This window comes from Diaphorobacter caeni, assembly GCF_015354245.1.
GTDB lineage: Bacteria > Pseudomonadota > Gammaproteobacteria > Burkholderiales > Burkholderiaceae_C > Diaphorobacter_A > Diaphorobacter_A caeni.
The window spans coordinates 199,077-214,709 of record NZ_JADKYZ010000004.1 but is presented as its reverse complement, the minus strand read 5'-3'; the positions used below and the strand labels follow the sequence as shown (position 1 = coordinate 214,709).

Genomic DNA, 15,633 nt, shown 5'->3' with positions numbered 1-15,633 from the left:
TAAGCAGTGGCATCGGCAGGCGCAACGCGACCTGTCCGATGAGTCAGTCGGATGCATGTTCACGCATTTCGGCTGGTTCAGAAGCCAATCAACAACCTGCAATTCTGGAGACTACGAGCATGACGGTTTACGCAGCACCCGGCGCGGCTGGCGCCAAGATCGCCTACAAGGCACGCTACGACAACTTCATCGGCGGCAAGTTCGTTGCGCCCGTGAAGGGCCAGTACTTCGACGTGATCACGCCGGTCAACGGCAAGGTCTACACCCAGGCCGCGCGCTCCACGGCGGAGGACGTCGAGCTGGCGCTGGACGCCGCGCATGCCGCTGCGGACGCATGGGGCAAGACGGATGCGACCACGCGCTCCAACATCCTGCTGAAGATCGCCGACCGCATCGAAGCCAATCTGGAAATGCTCGCCTACGCCGAGACCGTGGACAACGGCAAGGCGATCCGCGAAACGCTGAACGCCGACATTCCGCTGGCCGTGGACCACTTCCGCTATTTCGCCGGTGCCCTGCGTGCGCAGGAAGGCGGCATCAGCGAGATCGACGCGAACACCGTGGCGTATCACATCCACGAGCCGCTCGGCGTGGTGGGCCAGATCATTCCCTGGAACTTCCCGATCCTGATGGCCGCATGGAAGCTCGCACCGGCACTCGGCGCAGGCAACGCCATCGTGCTCAAGCCCGCGGAAAGCACACCGATCAGCATCCTGCTGCTGGCCGAGCTGATCGCCGATCTGCTGCCGCCCGGCGTGCTCAACATCGTCAACGGCTTTGGCCGCGAGGCAGGCATGCCGCTCGCGACAAGCAAGCGCATCGCCAAGATCGCGTTCACCGGCTCGACAAGCACCGGCCGCGTGATCGCTCAGGCAGCCGCCAACAACCTGATTCCGGCCACGCTGGAACTCGGTGGCAAGTCGCCCAACATCTTCTTTGCCGACATCATGGACAAGGACGATGCGTTCCTCGACAAGGCCATCGAAGGTCTGGTGCTGTTCGCGTTCAATCAGGGTGAAGTCTGCACCTGCCCGAGCCGCGCGCTGATCCAGGAGAGCATCTACGACAAGTTCATGGAGCGCGTGCTCAAGCGCGTGGCCGCGATCAAGCATGCCAACCCGCTGGACACCGACTCGATGATGGGCGCACAGGCCAGCAAGGAGCAGCTCACCAAGATCCTGTCGTACCTCGATCTGGGCAAGCAGGAAGGCGCGCAAGTGCTGGCCGGTGGCGAGCAAGCCAAGCTCGGCGGCGATCTGGACGGCGGCTACTACGTGCAGCCCACGCTGTTCAAGGGCCACAACAAGATGCGCATTTTCCAGGAAGAAATCTTCGGCCCCGTGCTGGCGGTGACGACCTTCAAGGACGAGGCAGAGGCGCTCGAACTGGCGAACGACACGCTGTACGGCCTTGGCGCCGGCGTGTGGAGCCGCAATGGCAACGTGGCGTACCGCATGGGACGCGCGATCAAGGCGGGACGTGTGTGGACGAACTGCTATCACGCTTATCCTGCGCACGCGGCGTTCGGTGGCTACAAGGAATCGGGCATCGGGCGTGAGAATCACAAGATGATGCTCAATCATTATCAGCAGACCAAGAATCTGCTGGTGAGCTACAACGAGAACAAGCTCGGCTTCTTCTGAGCCTGAGCCTGAGTCTGATCATCCGGCTGGTTCAGCCGGTGATGGAACCCTCTCTTGCTTGCTTTCACTGGCTTGCGGGAGAGGGCGGGGTGAGGGGTTTTTGGGACTTCTGTGGAGTCTTTGAGGATGGAGGCCGGGACTGCCCCCGGCGGGGCAGTAACTTTTTGGTCTTGCCCAAAAAGTCACCAAAAATGCGCTTGGAAGTCATCCGGCAGAACTCGGCTTCGCGCTGCGCGCTCCGCTCGGACAACCGCCGGAAGTCAGTTTTGAAGAGGTGCGTACGGCACATCGCTTCGCTCGTGCCGGTTCTCGTTCCGGTGGCGCTTGCACTGCCGCCATTTTTTAGAGGCCCAGCATGGTCGATAAAGTCGTTGCTACCGATGCAGCCGTTGCGCTGATCGAAGAACTCAAACTGCAGTACGGGCCCGAGCTGATGTTCCATCAGTCGGGCGGGTGCTGCGACAACAGTGCGGCCAATTGCTATTTGCCCGGTGAGATCACGATGGGGGCGGGGGATGTGTTTCTCGGAGTGATCGGTGGGTGCCGGTTCTACATCGGGATCGCGCAGTACGAGTACTGGAAGCACACGCAGCTGATCATCGATGTGATCGAAGGGCATGGCGGGACGCTGTCGCTGGAAGGGCCTACGGGCAAGGCGTTTCACACGCGCTCGCGGGTGTTCAGCGATGAAGAACTCAAAGAGCTGGGCATTGAGCGCCCAGCGTCTTCATGACCGTCGGGGCCGTCAGCTGACCAGGCGTCTGCGCGCGAAGCGCACCACCGTCACGCCGTTGCGGGCCTGGCGGGTGGAGGGCATGACGAGGACGCAGTCGTCATAGGGCGTGGTCACGGGTTCGCCGTCGTTGTCGCCGATCACGGTGCCTGCTTTTGCGATGACCTCAAGGCCGGTGAAGGGCTCGGTGAAGGTGAAGCGTTCGCTCTTGGCCACGACCGGGCCGGTCACTTCGAGAGCCCATTGGCGGGGCGCGTCGGGCTGCTTCCAGTGCGGGAGCCGGGCCGCGAGCGTGGTGGCCGCGACGATCTGCGAGGCTTCCAGAAAGCGCGCGCACATGTCCTGCGCGACCAACCGGCTTTGGGGATCGCCATGGAAGCCGCATTCGATGAGCAGCGTGCGCGAGTCACCTGCTTGTGCGTCTGGCAAGCCGAATCGGCCGTAGTCGCGCATGCGGGTGCCGTCCTTGTGGCCCGCGTCGATGACGATGTGCTCGGGCGAGCGCATCTGTATGGCGAGTTCCAGATTGCGTGGCTGCACGCCGGTGAGCGAAAGCGGCGCGCTGGGCTCGTGCATGGAGTGCAGATCGAGCACCCAGTCCGCTTGCTGAATGAACGGGCGCAACGCGGCGGCGCGGCGGCGTTCCGCGGTGTCCGCGGCGTCGATGCGGTCGTCGCTCCACTGGCGGTTCATGTCCTGTTGGACGAAGCGCGAGGCGTCGTGGTTCAGCGGATCAAACCGGTCGAACGCGTCGATGTTGCAGAACGCGAGCGTGAGCTTGCCCTGCTCCGGTCTCACGCCCGCTTCGAGCAGGTCCTTGAGCGCCCAGGCGCCGCAGAGTTCGTTGCCGTGGATGAGGGCGCTGATCAGCACGTGGCGGCCGGGCTTGCCGGAGTCGAAATGCCACACGCCCTCGGTGCCGGTGTTGCCTGCGCGCACGGCGCTGAGGTCGGGTGCGGGCAGTTCAAACTTCAATGGATGGGTCATGCTGGACGGGCCTTCTTCATTCCTCGATCTTCGCGAATTTCACGATCTTGGTGTACTTGGCGATTTCGGAGTTGAGGAACTTGTTCATGTCGACGTCGGGCGAGGCGACGCCCGATCCTGCGGCTTCCATCTTCTTGCGGAAGTCAGGCGACTGCAGGGTTTCGTTGAGCGCTTTCTTGAGCTTGGCGGTGATGGGCTGGGGCAGGTTGGCCGGACCCATGAGCGCGAACCACGAGGTGATGTCCACGTTCTTGAACTGCGGAAATTCGGCGAGCGCGGGAATGTCGGGGGTGGCCTGCGAGCGCTTGGATTCCGTGGTGCCGAGCGCGATCACCTTGCCGGCCTTGATGTGCGGGAGGCCGCTGGAGAGCACGAACACGCCGAAGTCGATGTTGTTGCCCACAAGGTCGTTGGTGAGCGGCGCGACGCCGCGATAGGGGATGTGCGTCATGAACAGCCCGCCCTGTTCCTTGGTCATCTCGCCGGCCAGATGCAGCGCCGTGCCTACGCCGGAGCTGCCGTAGCTGAACTTGCCGGGGTTCTTCTTCACGAGCTGCGTGAACTCGTTGGCGTTCTTCACGCCGGACTTGGTGGACGCGACCAGCACCATGGGCTGCGAGCCGATCAGGCCCACGGGCGTGAAGTTGCTGATGCCGTACTTGACGTTCTTGGTCACGAGCTTGGCGATCGCCAGTTCGTTGTTCGCGCCGACCAGCAGCGTGTAGCCATCGGCCGCCGCATTCGCGACCTTCTGCGCACCGATGGTGCCACCAGCGCCGCCGACGTTCTCGATCACCACAGGCTGGCCGAGACGGTTGGACAACTCGGTGCCAACGAGGCGCCCCATCAGGTCGGTGCTGCCTCCAGGCGGATAACCGACGACGATGGTGATGGGCTTGGTGGGCCAGGCGGCGGGGTCCTCAGCCAACGCGGGAAAGGCGGTTGTCGCCAGCAGCGCGAAGAGGCTGCAGGTCAGGGCTGTGGCGCGGCGGCGGGACATGGGGAGAGTGCTCTTCATGGGCGTGGTCCGTTTCGTTCTTTTTGGTTGATGAAGCGGATTTTGCGGATGTGTGGTTTGTGTTGTGGTGCTTAAATGGCACGGTGGAGTGCTTATTTTGTTGAAATGTCGTTGGTTTTGTATGTGGCGAACAGATGTGGGGGCGTTGCTTACGGAGGCCGGGACTGCCTCCGGCGGGGCAATCACTTTTTGCTTGCGCGCAAAAAGTAATCAAAAACGCGCTTTTCAATACCTCCGGCGGAACTCGCTGCGTTCCTGCGTCACTCCGCTCGGACAACCGCCGGAAATCAGTTTTGAAGAGGTGTTGCGGCACTTTGCTTCGCTCGTGCCGGGGCGTTGATGGAGTTGGGTTGGGCTCAAATGCCCACTGCTCTTTAGAGTGACGTTGATTCGCAAGCAAATCAAAAATTGCGTAGCGCTGGCACCCCAGCATCTCGCGAAGTCGCGAGATACCCGGCACGAGCGAAGCGACGTGCCGAATAGACCTCCGAGTGAACATCTAGCTCGCGGCGGTTGCCCGAGCGGCGCGCGAAGCGCAAAGCGAGTTCTGCCGCGTGACCCCGTATTCAAAAGCGCGCTTTTGGTGACTTTTCGCGCGCAAGCGAAAAGTTACTCCGCCGCCGGGCGGAACTCCCGGCCTCTGCCCTCAAACACCCAGCCAGAACAAAAACTCGCCCCTCTGCCCAGCCGTCCCACCATACGCGAAACAGTTCAAGGTTTCGCCAACTCCGCCCACATGCTCTCGGCAAGCGCAGAGAGCTTCCGCTTGGGCCGGTACACCCGCACATCGAAACGGATGTCCATGTGCTTGTCACCCGCGCGTGCGAGGCGTCCCGCCTTCACGTCGGCGTGGGTGAGCGACCACGGCAGCCAGGACATGCCGAGTCCCTTGAGCACGTATTCGTGGTGCGCGTCGGGCGAGTCGCATTCCATCAATCGCTGCAGTCGGGGCGCGGCGGGGTGGTGGGCGAGGTGGTCTTCCACCAGCCGGCCAAGCGCCAGGCTGCGCGCGTAGGCGACGTAGGGTGTCGGCGTGTTGGGGTTGAAGGCGTGGCGCGGCTCGCCGGAGGTCAGGGCCTGGGACAGCGCGACGAGCTTGTCGGAGGCGATGGTGGCGTGCGAGTACTGTCTTGCGTCGAGCGGCACGACCAGTGCGGGATGATGAAAGAGCACGGCGAAATCGGCATCGCCCTGCTGGAGCGCCTTCACGGTTTCCTCCAGCGAGTCGGTGAGGATGTGCAGCTCGCCGTCAAGCAGCAGGGTGCGCACGCGCATCAGCCAGTCGGCGACGACGGTGCGCGCCAGCGTGCGCCCGGTGGCCAGCGTGACGGAGCGCGCATGGCGTCCGGCGATGGTCTGCAGCTCGGCGCGGGATTCGGTGAGGTTGCGGGTGAGCTGCTCTGCGGTTTCGAGAAACGCTTCGCCCGCCGGCGTGAGCCGCACCGGCCCGCTGCCCTGCGCGACGAGCGGCGTGCCCGCCCAGGCCTCGAGCGCGCGGATGCGCCGGCCGAAGGCGGGGTGCGTCACATGTCGCAGCTCGGCAGCGCGGGTGAAGCTGCGCTCCTTGGCGAGCGCGATGAAGTCTTCCAGCCATTTGAGTTGCATGGCCGGACTCCCTCTTTCGCTTCTTAGGGACGCGCCGCGTTGAGCGTGTCGCGTGTGGTCTGGGCGGCCTGGCGCGCGGCGGCGGCGAAGTCGTCGCCGGAGGATGCATAGAGGATCGCGCGCGAGGAGTTCACCGCGATCAGGCCCTCTTGCGTGAGGCCTGCGCGCACGGTGGCCACCGCGTCGCCACCCTGCGCTCCAACACCCGGGATCAGCAGCGGCAGTGTGGGTGCCAGGGCGCGCACGCGTTCGATTTCGGCGGGGTAGGTGGCGCCGACCACGAGGCCGAGCTGGCCGTTCTTGTTCCACGGACCCTGCGCGAGTTTGGCGACATGTTCGTAGACCATGGGCTGGCCTTCGACGCTGGCGAGGCGCTGGGCCTGCAGGTCGTTGCCGCCGGGGTTGGACGTGCGGCACAGCAGGAATGCGCCCTTGCCGTGGTATTGCAGATAGGGCTCGACCGAGTCGTATCCCATGAACGGTGACAGCGTCACGGCATCGGCGCCGTAGCGCTCGAAGGCTTCCTTGGCGTATTGCTCGGCGGTGGAGCCGATGTCGCCGCGCTTGGCGTCCAGAATCACCGGCACATGCGGGGCGGTGGCGCGCATGTGCTGCATCAGGCGCTCGAGCTGGTCTTCGGCGCGGTGGGCCGCGAAGTAGGCGATCTGCGGCTTGAACGAATTGGCCAGATCGGCCGTGGCATCGACGATGGCGGCGCAGAAATCGTAGATCTTGCGCGGGTCATCGCGCATGGCCTGCGGGAAGCGGCTGGGTTCGGGGTCCAGGCCCACGCACAGCATGGACTGGTTTTGCGTCGAGGCGTCGCGCAGCATTTCGGTGAAGGTCATGGGCGCAATTTTAAGTGCGTGGGCAAAAAACGCCCTGCACAGGCAGAATCGACCGCTATGCCATCGTTTACTAGACGCCAGCTTGTGCTGCTGGTTTTGCTTACCGTGATCTGGGGGTTGAACTGGCCCGTCATGAAACACGGGCTCGCGCACTTTCCTCCCCTCACGTTCCGTGCCATCTCGCTGGTCATCGGCCTGGCCGTCATCGGCCTGGCCGTGTGGGCGCAGAAGATTCCCTTTCGGATTCCGCGCGAGTATTGGGGCAAGGTGCTCATGCTGGCCATTCCGAACGTGATCGTCTGGCACTGCCTGATGATCCTCGCCATTCCCAACCTCTCGAGCGGCCGCGCGGCGATTCTGGCCTACACCATGCCGATCTTCTCGGCCATCGTGGGCAGCGTGGTGTTCAAGGACCGGCTGGGCTCGCGCGCCTGGCTGGGCGTCGCGGCCGCCGCGCTGGGCGTGCTGCTGCTGCTCTGGCACGAGATCGGTGCGCTTGGCAGCAAGCCGTTCGGCATGCTCATCATGCTGACGTCGGCACTCAGCTGGGCGATCGGTACGCAGTTGCTGCGCCGCATACAGATCCCCGTTCCGCTGATGACGCTGTCGTTCTGGATGATCGCGCTGGCCAGCGGCGTGCTGGTGATCGTGGCGACCGTGTTCGAGCACGACCGCTGGGTCATGCCGGATGGTGCCGCCACGTTCGGCATTCTCTACAACGCGTTTCTGGCGCTGGGATTTGCGCAGATCACCTGGTTTTTTCTGGCGCGCACGCTGCCGCCCGTGGCATCGACGCTCAGCGTCATGCTGATTCCCGTGATCGGGGTGTTCAGCGGGTCGATGATGCTGGGCGAGGTGCTGCACTGGCAGGACTGGACCGCCGTAGGCCTGATGATGGTGGCCATCGCCTCCGTGCTCATGCCTGCTCGCAAGAGTTGATCTTTTGGATTGGCTTTTTGCTTGGTGACGAGTCCTGACTTCCTCGGGGCGTTGGCAGTACTCGTTTGGAGGTGACGATATAGGCACTCATGCTTTGTTGCCAAGCCTTGCCGTAGAGAACTACTGTCTGCGGCTTGGCGTCGCGCCTGAGGGCCTATCTCGTCATTGGGGCTGGTGATTCAAAGGCCGCGTGTGCTGCTGACGTGGTTGTTGGATTGCCATTTGTTTTGGCCAAGAAAAAACCGCCCTTGGGCGGTTTTGTTCTTTGTGATGGTCAGTCAGCGTCGGTGATGCTCTTGGCGATCAGCGTGGAGCGCCCAGCAGGCGCTTGACGTCACGGTCCATCGGCAGGGCGTAGTCGTAGGCGCGGATGATGCGGCTGTCTTCGGTGCGCACGAGCTTGGTGCTCACGTACGTGTAGGCGGCAGCGGGCGAGTAGGTGCCCACGAGCACCATCACGGCGTTGTGCTGGCGGGCGATGTCGCGCACTTCACGCGACAGCATCAGCTCGCCGGTGCCTTCGCGCACGAACACATTGCCGCGCAGCTTGACTTCCTTGACGTTGAAGCCGGCCATCGCCATGTTGGTGGCGTATTGCTCGGACAGCGTGCGGCCCAGCGGCGCGGCACGGCCCATGTCGTTCACATCCACGATGGTGGCGACCAGAACGGGGCCGGGACCGATGGAGTCGGGCGCCAGACCGCCCAGCAGCTTGCCCACGGCATCCTTACTGCTGTTCAGGAAGGCGTTGTCGGTGGCGTCCTTGTATGTGGGCTCAGCGCGCACCGCCACAGGGTCGGCGCGGAAGGCGGAGCAGCCAGCCAGCACGGAGGCCGCTGCGACGACGAGAGCGATCTTGCTGCGAATCATCTTCATTGGCCCACCACCTTCATGTTGACCGGACGGAAATGCGTCGACTTGGCGAACAGCGGCACATCCACGTTGGCGAGGTAGTACACGTCGGATTCACGCGAGACGAACATGCCGTTGTTGGTCACGGTCGTCGTGAGGATCACTTCGGTGTTCGAGCTCGATGCATGAGGCTCGTCGGAGTAGCCGCCCACGTTGGCGTGGCCGGGCGTCTTCACGACCTGCGCGTTGTAGGTGACTTCGAGCTGCTGGCTCGGCACGGTCTGCACCTTGGCACCGGCGTCGATCAGACGGGTGATCAGCAGATCGCGGAAACCGTTGTCGAACGCGCTGGCGTTGGGGGGGAGCGCCACGTACAGCGGCGTGTCGGCGTTGATGCCGGAGCGGGCCAGATTGTCGCGAGTGCGCGCGGCGACCTCGCGCGACATGGCGTCCCAATGTCCGGCGGCGCGGACCTTGTATTGGCTTGATTTTGCGAAATTCTTCGTCAGTGGTACCGGCGGTGTGCCGCAGCCCGTCAGTGCCACAGCCATGCCAGCGACAGCCACTGCAAGGCCGAGCTTTTGGTAAATAGCCATCTTTCCCTCCATACCAGTAAATGATGGGAGCGAAAAACAACACTCCCAGGATCGCTATCGATTCTGGGCAGAGACGTTACAAAAAACAAGAGAAATTATCGCTAAGTGCATGGTGACACAGTATTTCTGTTGTTTTGTTCGCAGTTTCTTACCTTGGTGGTGACGGATAAATCAAAAAGCAAAGAGGGCGCAACTGGTACGCCCTCTCTGGTTTCAGACCGGTTCCGGAGAATCAGCCAGCGCGCTTCTGCAGAATCTCGAAGGCGGGCAGGGTCTTGCCTTCCAGCACTTCCAGGAACGCGCCGCCGCCGGTGGAGATGTAACCGACATCCTTTTCGATGCCGTACTTGGCGATGGCGGCCAGCGTGTCGCCACCACCGGCGATGCTGAACGCGCTCGATTCGGCGATGGCATGGGCCACGACCTTGGTGCCGTTGGCGAACTGGTCGAACTCGAACACGCCGACCGGGCCGTTCCAGACGATGGTGCCTGCGGCCTTGAGCTGACTCGCCAGCTTGGCGGCGGTTTCGGGGCCGATGTCCAGGATCATGTCGTCGTCGGCCACGTCGGTGGCCTTCTTGACCGTGGCGACCGCGTCGGACGCGAAGTTCTTGGCGACCACCACGTCGGTCGGGATCGGCACTTCGGCGCCGCGCGCCTTCATCGATTCGATCACGGCCTTGGCGTCACCCAGCAGGTCGGGCTCGGCCAGCGACTTGCCGATGTTGAGGCCCGCGGCCAGCATGAAGGTGTTGGCGATCCCGCCGCCCACGATCAGGCCGTCCACGTTCTTCGACAGGCTCTGCAGAATGGTCAGCTTGGTCGAGACCTTGGAGCCGGCGACGATGGCCACCAGCGGGCGCTTGGGATTGGCCAGCGCCTTGGTGATCGCGTCGATCTCAGCGGCCAGCAGCGGGCCTGCGCAGGCGGTCTTCGCGTACTCGGCGATGCCGTAGGTCGTGCCTTCGGCGCGGTGGGCGGTGCCGAACGCGTCGTTCACATAGATGTCGCAGAGCTGGGCCATCTTTTGGGCCAGCTCGGGGTTGTTCTTCTTCTCGCCCTTGTTGAGGCGGCAGTTTTCCAGCATCACGAGCTGGCCGGGCTGCACCTCGACGCCTTCGACCCAGTTGGCGACCACGGGGATCTCGCGGCCCATGAGCTCGGACATGCGCTTGGCAACGGGCGCCAGCGAATCTTCGGGCTTGAATTCGCCTTCGGTGGGACGGCCCAGATGGCTCGTGACCATCACTGCGGCACCGGCGTCCAGCGCCATCTGGATGCAGGGAATCGAGGCGCGGATGCGCGTATCTTCGGTGATCTTGCCGTCATCGTCCTGTGGAACGTTCAGATCGGCACGAATGAAAACACGCTGTCCGGAGGCCTTGCCCTGAGCGCAGATGTCGGAGAAACGAAGAATATGCATGATGGTTTGGGGGGAGTGGGAACGGCGCCGGTTCACCCTGCGGTGTCACGGCGCGGACATAAAACTGCCGCCGATTGTAGGTGGCAAGGCTGACGCGGAGCTTGGTTCCAGCGCTATCGGCGTGGGAAAGGCGTTTTCGAGCCTCTTGCCGCTTCTCTTACCAACCGAGCCCGATGTGCAGCGGCAGGTAGATGATCATGCCCACCAGAATCGTGCCGAGGATGCCGCGCTTGGTGTAGTAATAGATCACGGCCCCGGCGAGTGCGGGCAGGCGCGCGTCGAGCAGAGTGTGGATGAATTTGCCGTTCGTCATGAACAGTTCGGGCACGATCACGGCACCGAGCGCGGCCAGCGGAGCGTACTTGAGCCCGCGCCGCAGCCATTCGGGCATGGGCAGTTCCTTGTCCGAAATCATGAAGAACGAGCGCGTGACCACGGTAATGATCGCCAACCCAAGCGTGGCGATGATCATCTCGATCGCATACCAGATCATGGGCGGCCCTCCCCGGCATCGTTGGCAGAGGAGGAGGGGGCGTCGGTGCCCTTGCGCTCCTCGTCGAGCCTGGCTTCGGCGGTCTGGCGGAGCTTGAGGCGTTTCATGTGGCGGTCCGCCGATTCGAACATCAGGCCGGCCGCCACGGCAGCCACCACGGCGACCAGAATGTTCATCTTGAGCGGCAACGCGAACGCGGCGACGGCGGCCGTTCCGGCGACCGCAGTGGCGAGCACGGTGAAGCGGTCGTTGATCATCGACAACAGAATGCCGAGCAGCGCGAGCACGCCCGCGAAGCCAAGGCCCCAGGACAGCGGAATCGCATTGGCGAGCAGCATGCCGGCAATCGACGGAATCTGCCACATCATCCAGTTGGTCGAGGCGGCACCCGAGAAGTAGGCCACTTGACCGGGTGCAGGTTTCGGTTCGGGGAACCGCTTCATGAAGCCGACAAATATGACGTCTCCGCTGAAATATGCGAGCAGAAGACGCTTGTTGCGTGGAAATTCATGAAAGTAGCTGCGCCACATCTGGCTGAAGATCACGAAGCGCAGGTTCACGCAGATGGCGGTGAGCCAGATCACCCAGAGCGGCGCGCCCGCCACCAGGAGCGGCAGCACGGCGAGCTGGGCACTGCCGGCGTAGATGAGCAGCGACATGAAGATCGACAGCGGCACCGACAGTCCGCTCTTGACCATGGCGACGCCGGTCACGAGGCCCCAGGCCGCGATGCCGATGCCCGTGCCCATCATGTCGGTCACGCCGAGCTTGTAGTACGGCTCCTGCATCATGGCCCGCCATTGTGCCCACTGCTCCCGGGCAAATTGCCCGAAGCGCGTGGAAAGCTCTGAGATGGTGGGTCGCGTCATGGATCGGAAATGGGCGGATGCGGTCAGGTGGCGGGTTGATCCGATCCCAGAACATCGCCGACATTGAGCACAAAACCACGCAGAAAGTCGGCAAAAGCAAGCCGTTTGCCGCCAGCGCGTTGCAATGCAGTCAGACGCAGCACGGTGGAGCCGCCACAGGCGACGTCGATGCCGTTCGGGCCGATGTCCAAGATTTGACCAACGTGCGAATTCTGCGCGCTTGCTCGCAATTGCGCTTGCGTGGTGGTATCGGATTCCATTTTCGGGTTGATTTCCGATTCCATCGATACAGCCGTCGCGGCCCAGATTTTGACGGTCTCGCCATGGAATGCGGTCGAGGCGGCGGGGAACGGATCGAAGGCGCGCACGCGGCGCGCGATCACCTCGGCGGACAGGTTCCAGTCGATGGCGCTTTCGGCCTTTTCGATCTTGTGCGCGTAAGTCACGCCGGCCTCAGGTTGCTTAACGCGGGTCAGGTTGCCGCAGGAGGCGATTTCGAGCGCCTCGACGATCAGGCGGCCACCGAGCTCCGCCAGCTTGTCGTGCAGCGTGGCCGTGGTGTCCTGGCCCGAGATCGTCAAGGCCTCGACCAGCAGCATGTCGCCGGTGTCGAGACCCGCGTCCATCTGCATGATGGTCACGCCGGTTTCGGCATCACCCGCTTCGATGGCGCGGTGAATCGGCGCAGCGCCGCGCCAGCGCGGCAGCAGGCTTGCGTGGATGTTCAGGCAGCCCAGGCGCGGCAGGTCCAGCACCCATTGCGGCAGGATCAGGCCATAGGCGGCCACGACCATGCAGTCGGCGCCGCTGGCCCGCAGCGCCTCTTGGGCGGCAGCGGCATCGTCGGGGTACTTGCCGTCCAGGCGCAGGCTGCGTGGCTGGCTGACGGGGATGCCGTGCTCGAGTGCGCATTGCTTGACGGGGGAGGCCTGCAGTTTCATGCCGCGACCGGCGGGACGGTCGGGCTGGGTGAGCACCAGCGGCACCTCGAACCCGGCGGCGAGCAGGCGCTTGAGCGCCACGGCGGCGAATTCGGGGGTTCCGGCAAAAACGATCTTCATGGGCGCATCCTGAAAGCGGGGGCGGGTTCTGGAATTGGAGAATGGACGAAAAACGAAGGCTGCCCGGACGCAAGCGCCGGAGCCGTGTCATCAGAACGCGCGGAAATCGTCGGCCGTGGGTTCGTCCGTGAACATCACCTTGGCCAGATGGCCCTCCGTGTCGATGTGCAGATGGCCGAGGCGGCGCAGATTCATGTCGTCCATGAAACGGTAGGTCCAGACTTTGCCCCGGAAGCTGGCCACTTCGGTGATTTCATACGGCGGACCGTAAAAATCGAGCACCTGGCGGCGGGTGGAGCCCACCGGCGTGCGCGAGAGGTGCGCGAAGTCCAGCACCTGGGTGAACGATTCGAGGCGACCCGCGGTGTCGAAGTCCGCGTGATAGACCTCGCGGCCCATGGGCAGGGTGGAGTACAGCCAGCGCTGGCCGCCATGGGGCAGCGCGATCACGTTCATCGGCGCGCCCATGCGGGCCTGCACCTGGGCCGAAGTTTCGCCGCGCTCGGGCGTGCTGAAACTTGCGCAGCCGACCAGCATGACGCAGGTCAAGAGCGCTGCGGCACCCGCGCGAAGGCCGGCAGGCCAGGGGAATCCGCCTGCCGTGCGCGTCATGCGCGTTCCTCGTTCTTCTTCTGCTTGAGCAGCTTGGTCTTGATGCGGTTGCGCTTGAGGGGCGAGAGGTATTCGACGAACACCTTGCCAAGCAGGTGGTCGAGCTCGTGCTGCACGCAGACCGCGAGCAGGCCTTCGGCCTCGATCACGCGGGACTGGCCGTCGCGGTCGGTGGCGCGCACATGGACCTGCGCCGAGCGCTCGACGCCGTCGTAGATGCCAGGCACGGAAAGACAGCCTTCGTCGCCGACCAGCTTTTCGTCGCTGTACCAGGTGATCTCGGGGTTGATCAGCACCATGGGCTGGTCACGGTCCTCGGAGACGTCGATCACGACGATGCGCTCGTGGATGTCCACCTGCGTCGCGGCAAGGCCGATGCCGTTGGCGTCGTACATGGTCGCCAGCATGTCGTCGAGGATCGCGCGCACGCGCTCGTCCACGCCTTCAACGGGCTTGGCGACCTTGTGCAGGCGAGGGTCGGGGTAACAGAGAATGGGAAGAATTGCCATGTCGAGACGTGAAATATGTCGCTATTTTCGCCACTTTTGCTGATTCCTGCGGGGGTCAAACGCAATAATCATTGCTCTATCAAGGGCTTGGGCTGAGAATCTGAGATCGTTTGTAACGTTGTGCGTGCAAAAGCCAAGAATGTTTTTCTATGGCGCACCACAGCCATATGGTCGTTGAGAGGGCGAAATTCAATGCGTGAAAAGATGAACAACATGGCCGGTCCTTCCAAAGCTAGCGTTTCACGAGTGGCAGCAGCGTTGGTTTTGATGGCGGGCTCGGTGTTGGCCTCCGGGGCGCATGCGCAACAGCATCCGGTTACCGCAAAGCAGCGCGCCACCGCGCAGCAGGTGGCCTCGCGCGGTGTGCCGGTGGGCGATCTGGTCGCCAACGCGCCGGACACCTATGTCGTCAAGCGCGGCGACACGCTCTGGTCGATCTCCGGCCTGTACCTCGCCAAGCCATGGCGCTGGCCCGAGCTGTGGGGCATGAACATGGAGGCGATCCGCAACCCCCATCTGATTTACCCGGGCCAGACGCTGTATCTGGAGAAGGTCGACGGCTATGCGCGCCTGTCCACACGCGGTGGCGGCAGCAGCGGTGACGAGACGGTGCGCATCACGCCGCGCACGCGCCTCGACAGCGTCTCGGGCACGGCACTGCCGACCGTGCAGCAGCATCTGATTGAACCTTTCCTGGTCGAGCCCGAAGTGCTGACCAGCAACACGCTCGAGCTGTCTCCGCGCATCGTCGCCGCCGTCGAAACGCGCACGATCCAGAGCGCGGGCGATCGCGTCTATGCACGCAGCGTGAGCGGCCAGGGCTTGCTGACCGATCCGGGCGAAGACCGCAACTTCCGCATCTTCCGCAATGCCATTCCCATGAAGGACCCCGAGACCGGCGCCATTCTGGGCTACGAGGCGCAGTACGTCGGTCGCGCAGAGATGGTACGTGGCGAATCCCAGGAAATCACGCCGGACGGCAAGGGCGGGAGCAACACCGATCCGGTGCCAGCGACGCTGGACATCGTCTCGGTCAAGGAAGAAGTGCGCGTGGGCGACCGCCTGATGCCGCTGGCCCAGCGCAGCTTCATGAACTACGTGCCGCGTGCGCCTTACGATGATGTGGATGCACGCGTTGTTTCGATCTATGGCAGTTCCACGGTGACGAATGCCGGTCAGAATCAGGTCGTTGCAATCAACCGCGGCGCCAATGATGGACTGGAGCCCGGCATGATTCTGACCGTGCTGACCAAGGGCGATCGCATTCGGGACAAGACCGATGGCCGCCGCACCATGATCAAGCTGCCGAGCGAGGCCAATGGCATGGCGATGGTGTTCCGCACCTTCGACAACGTGTCCTATGCCTTGCTGTTGCAGGTGCGCTATGGCGTGGCCGTGGGTGACCGGATGGTGAACCCGCAATAAGCCCGGATGCGCTGCGCCGA

16 protein-coding genes are annotated in these 15,633 nt (G+C 63.4%); 4 read left to right on the top strand and 12 right to left on the bottom strand.

The annotated features are described in order from the left end of the window. Window positions 1-119 precede the first annotated feature (119 nt). Together exaC and ISG32_RS11855 are read left to right on the top strand one after the other, a co-directional pair. Complete coding sequence (gene exaC, locus ISG32_RS11860) at window positions 120-1,643, top strand: acetaldehyde dehydrogenase ExaC (protein WP_194771225.1); 1,524 nt, start codon at window positions 120-122, stop codon at window positions 1,641-1,643. 355 nt (window positions 1,644-1,998) lie between these two features. Continuing rightward, entirely contained in the window at window positions 1,999-2,376 is a 378-nt protein-coding gene (locus ISG32_RS11855) for a DUF779 domain-containing protein (protein WP_194771224.1), read from the top strand. Between the two features lie 12 nt (window positions 2,377-2,388). Here ISG32_RS11855 and ISG32_RS11850 read toward each other — a convergent pair whose 3' ends face one another. The 4 genes from ISG32_RS11850 to pyrF form a co-directional block, all read right to left on the bottom strand. Further along, complete coding sequence (locus tag ISG32_RS11850) at window positions 2,389-3,363, bottom strand: M14 family metallopeptidase (protein ID WP_194771223.1); 975 nt, start codon at window positions 3,361-3,363, stop codon at window positions 2,389-2,391. Window positions 3,364-3,379: 16 nt separating this feature from the next. Beyond that, window positions 3,380-4,381, bottom strand: a complete 1,002-nt coding sequence (locus tag ISG32_RS11845) for a Bug family tripartite tricarboxylate transporter substrate binding protein (RefSeq protein ID WP_194771222.1) — start codon at window positions 4,379-4,381, stop codon at window positions 3,380-3,382. A 711-nt stretch (window positions 4,382-5,092) separates the two neighbouring features. Then, window positions 5,093-5,986 carry a LysR family transcriptional regulator gene (locus tag ISG32_RS11840; RefSeq protein ID WP_194771221.1) on the bottom strand — a complete coding sequence of 298 codons (894 nt, stop codon included), beginning with the start codon at window positions 5,984-5,986 and terminating at the stop codon, window positions 5,093-5,095. Window positions 5,987-6,009: 23 nt separating this feature from the next. Beyond that, on the bottom strand, window positions 6,010-6,834 hold the full coding sequence (gene pyrF / locus ISG32_RS11835; RefSeq protein WP_194771220.1) for an orotidine-5'-phosphate decarboxylase: 825 nt from the start codon (window positions 6,832-6,834) through the stop codon (window positions 6,010-6,012). A 57-nt stretch (window positions 6,835-6,891) separates the two neighbouring features. On the opposite strand from pyrF, the gene ISG32_RS11830 reads away from it, so the two are divergent. Further along, window positions 6,892-7,773: a DMT family transporter gene (locus ISG32_RS11830; RefSeq protein ID WP_194771219.1), complete on the top strand. Its 882-nt coding sequence runs from the start codon at window positions 6,892-6,894 to the stop codon at window positions 7,771-7,773. 303 nt (window positions 7,774-8,076) lie between these two features. Here the strand turns inward: ISG32_RS11830 and ISG32_RS11825 are convergent, their stop codons facing one another. The 8 genes from ISG32_RS11825 to def form a co-directional block, all read right to left on the bottom strand. Continuing rightward, the gene (locus ISG32_RS11825; protein ID WP_228529757.1) at window positions 8,077-8,649 is read right to left on the bottom strand and encodes a FlgO family outer membrane protein; all 573 of its coding nucleotides are present in this window, start codon (window positions 8,647-8,649) and stop codon (window positions 8,077-8,079) included. Continuing rightward, on the bottom strand, window positions 8,646-9,221 hold the full coding sequence (locus tag ISG32_RS11820) for a hypothetical protein (RefSeq protein WP_194771218.1): 576 nt from the start codon (window positions 9,219-9,221) through the stop codon (window positions 8,646-8,648). Before ISG32_RS11820 ends, ISG32_RS11825 begins: the two co-directional genes overlap by 4 nt. 232 nt (window positions 9,222-9,453) lie before the next feature. Further along, the gene (locus ISG32_RS11815; RefSeq protein WP_194771217.1) at window positions 9,454-10,644 is read right to left on the bottom strand and encodes a phosphoglycerate kinase; all 1,191 of its coding nucleotides are present in this window, start codon (window positions 10,642-10,644) and stop codon (window positions 9,454-9,456) included. Between the two features lie 157 nt (window positions 10,645-10,801). Beyond that, complete coding sequence (locus tag ISG32_RS11810; RefSeq protein ID WP_194771216.1) at window positions 10,802-11,137, bottom strand: AzlD domain-containing protein; 336 nt, start codon at window positions 11,135-11,137, stop codon at window positions 10,802-10,804. Beyond that, a complete protein-coding gene (locus ISG32_RS11805) occupies window positions 11,134-11,928 on the bottom strand; it encodes an AzlC family ABC transporter permease (RefSeq protein WP_228529795.1) in 795 nt (264 codons plus the stop codon). Before ISG32_RS11805 ends, ISG32_RS11810 begins: the two co-directional genes overlap by 4 nt. A 101-nt stretch (window positions 11,929-12,029) precedes the next feature. Continuing rightward, window positions 12,030-13,067, bottom strand: a complete 1,038-nt coding sequence (gene fmt, locus ISG32_RS11800) for a methionyl-tRNA formyltransferase (protein WP_194771214.1) — start codon at window positions 13,065-13,067, stop codon at window positions 12,030-12,032. 90 nt (window positions 13,068-13,157) lie between these two features. Next, window positions 13,158-13,679, bottom strand: a complete 522-nt coding sequence (locus ISG32_RS11795) for a hypothetical protein (protein WP_194771213.1) — start codon at window positions 13,677-13,679, stop codon at window positions 13,158-13,160. Continuing rightward, window positions 13,676-14,188: a peptide deformylase gene (def, locus tag ISG32_RS11790; protein ID WP_194771212.1), complete on the bottom strand. Its 513-nt coding sequence runs from the start codon at window positions 14,186-14,188 to the stop codon at window positions 13,676-13,678. Before def ends, ISG32_RS11795 begins: the two co-directional genes overlap by 4 nt. A gap of 192 nt (window positions 14,189-14,380) precedes the next feature. Here def and ISG32_RS11785 point away from each other — a divergent pair, with 192 nt between their 5' ends. Continuing rightward, window positions 14,381-15,613: a LysM peptidoglycan-binding domain-containing protein gene (locus tag ISG32_RS11785; RefSeq protein ID WP_194771211.1), complete on the top strand. Its 1,233-nt coding sequence runs from the start codon at window positions 14,381-14,383 to the stop codon at window positions 15,611-15,613. Window positions 15,614-15,633 lie beyond the last annotated feature (20 nt).

Excerpts from the sequence above, each read along its gene's own strand:
- exaC (WP_194771225.1), top strand. The coding sequence starts at position 120 with ATGACGGTTTACGCAGCACCCGGCGCGGCTGGCGCCAAGATCGCCTAC.
- ISG32_RS11855 (WP_194771224.1), top strand. The coding sequence starts at position 1,999 with ATGGTCGATAAAGTCGTTGCTACCGATGCAGCCGTTGCGCTGATCGAA.
- ISG32_RS11850 (WP_194771223.1), bottom strand. The coding sequence starts at position 3,363 with ATGACCCATCCATTGAAGTTTGAACTGCCCGCACCCGACCTCAGCGCC.
- ISG32_RS11845 (WP_194771222.1), bottom strand. The coding sequence starts at position 4,381 with ATGAAGAGCACTCTCCCCATGTCCCGCCGCCGCGCCACAGCCCTGACC.
- ISG32_RS11840 (WP_194771221.1), bottom strand. The coding sequence starts at position 5,986 with ATGCAACTCAAATGGCTGGAAGACTTCATCGCGCTCGCCAAGGAGCGC.
- pyrF (WP_194771220.1), bottom strand. The coding sequence starts at position 6,834 with ATGACCTTCACCGAAATGCTGCGCGACGCCTCGACGCAAAACCAGTCC.
- ISG32_RS11830 (WP_194771219.1), top strand. The coding sequence starts at position 6,892 with ATGCCATCGTTTACTAGACGCCAGCTTGTGCTGCTGGTTTTGCTTACC.
- ISG32_RS11825 (WP_228529757.1), bottom strand. The coding sequence starts at position 8,649 with ATGAAGATGATTCGCAGCAAGATCGCTCTCGTCGTCGCAGCGGCCTCC.
- ISG32_RS11820 (WP_194771218.1), bottom strand. The coding sequence starts at position 9,221 with ATGGCTATTTACCAAAAGCTCGGCCTTGCAGTGGCTGTCGCTGGCATG.
- ISG32_RS11815 (WP_194771217.1), bottom strand. The coding sequence starts at position 10,644 with ATGCATATTCTTCGTTTCTCCGACATCTGCGCTCAGGGCAAGGCCTCC.
- ISG32_RS11810 (WP_194771216.1), bottom strand. The coding sequence starts at position 11,137 with ATGATCTGGTATGCGATCGAGATGATCATCGCCACGCTTGGGTTGGCG.
- ISG32_RS11805 (WP_228529795.1), bottom strand. The coding sequence starts at position 11,928 with ATGATGCAGGAGCCGTACTACAAGCTCGGCGTGACCGACATGATGGGC.
- fmt (WP_194771214.1), bottom strand. The coding sequence starts at position 13,067 with ATGAAGATCGTTTTTGCCGGAACCCCCGAATTCGCCGCCGTGGCGCTC.
- ISG32_RS11795 (WP_194771213.1), bottom strand. The coding sequence starts at position 13,679 with ATGACGCGCACGGCAGGCGGATTCCCCTGGCCTGCCGGCCTTCGCGCG.
- def (WP_194771212.1), bottom strand. The coding sequence starts at position 14,188 with ATGGCAATTCTTCCCATTCTCTGTTACCCCGACCCTCGCCTGCACAAG.
- ISG32_RS11785 (WP_194771211.1), top strand. The coding sequence starts at position 14,381 with ATGCGTGAAAAGATGAACAACATGGCCGGTCCTTCCAAAGCTAGCGTT.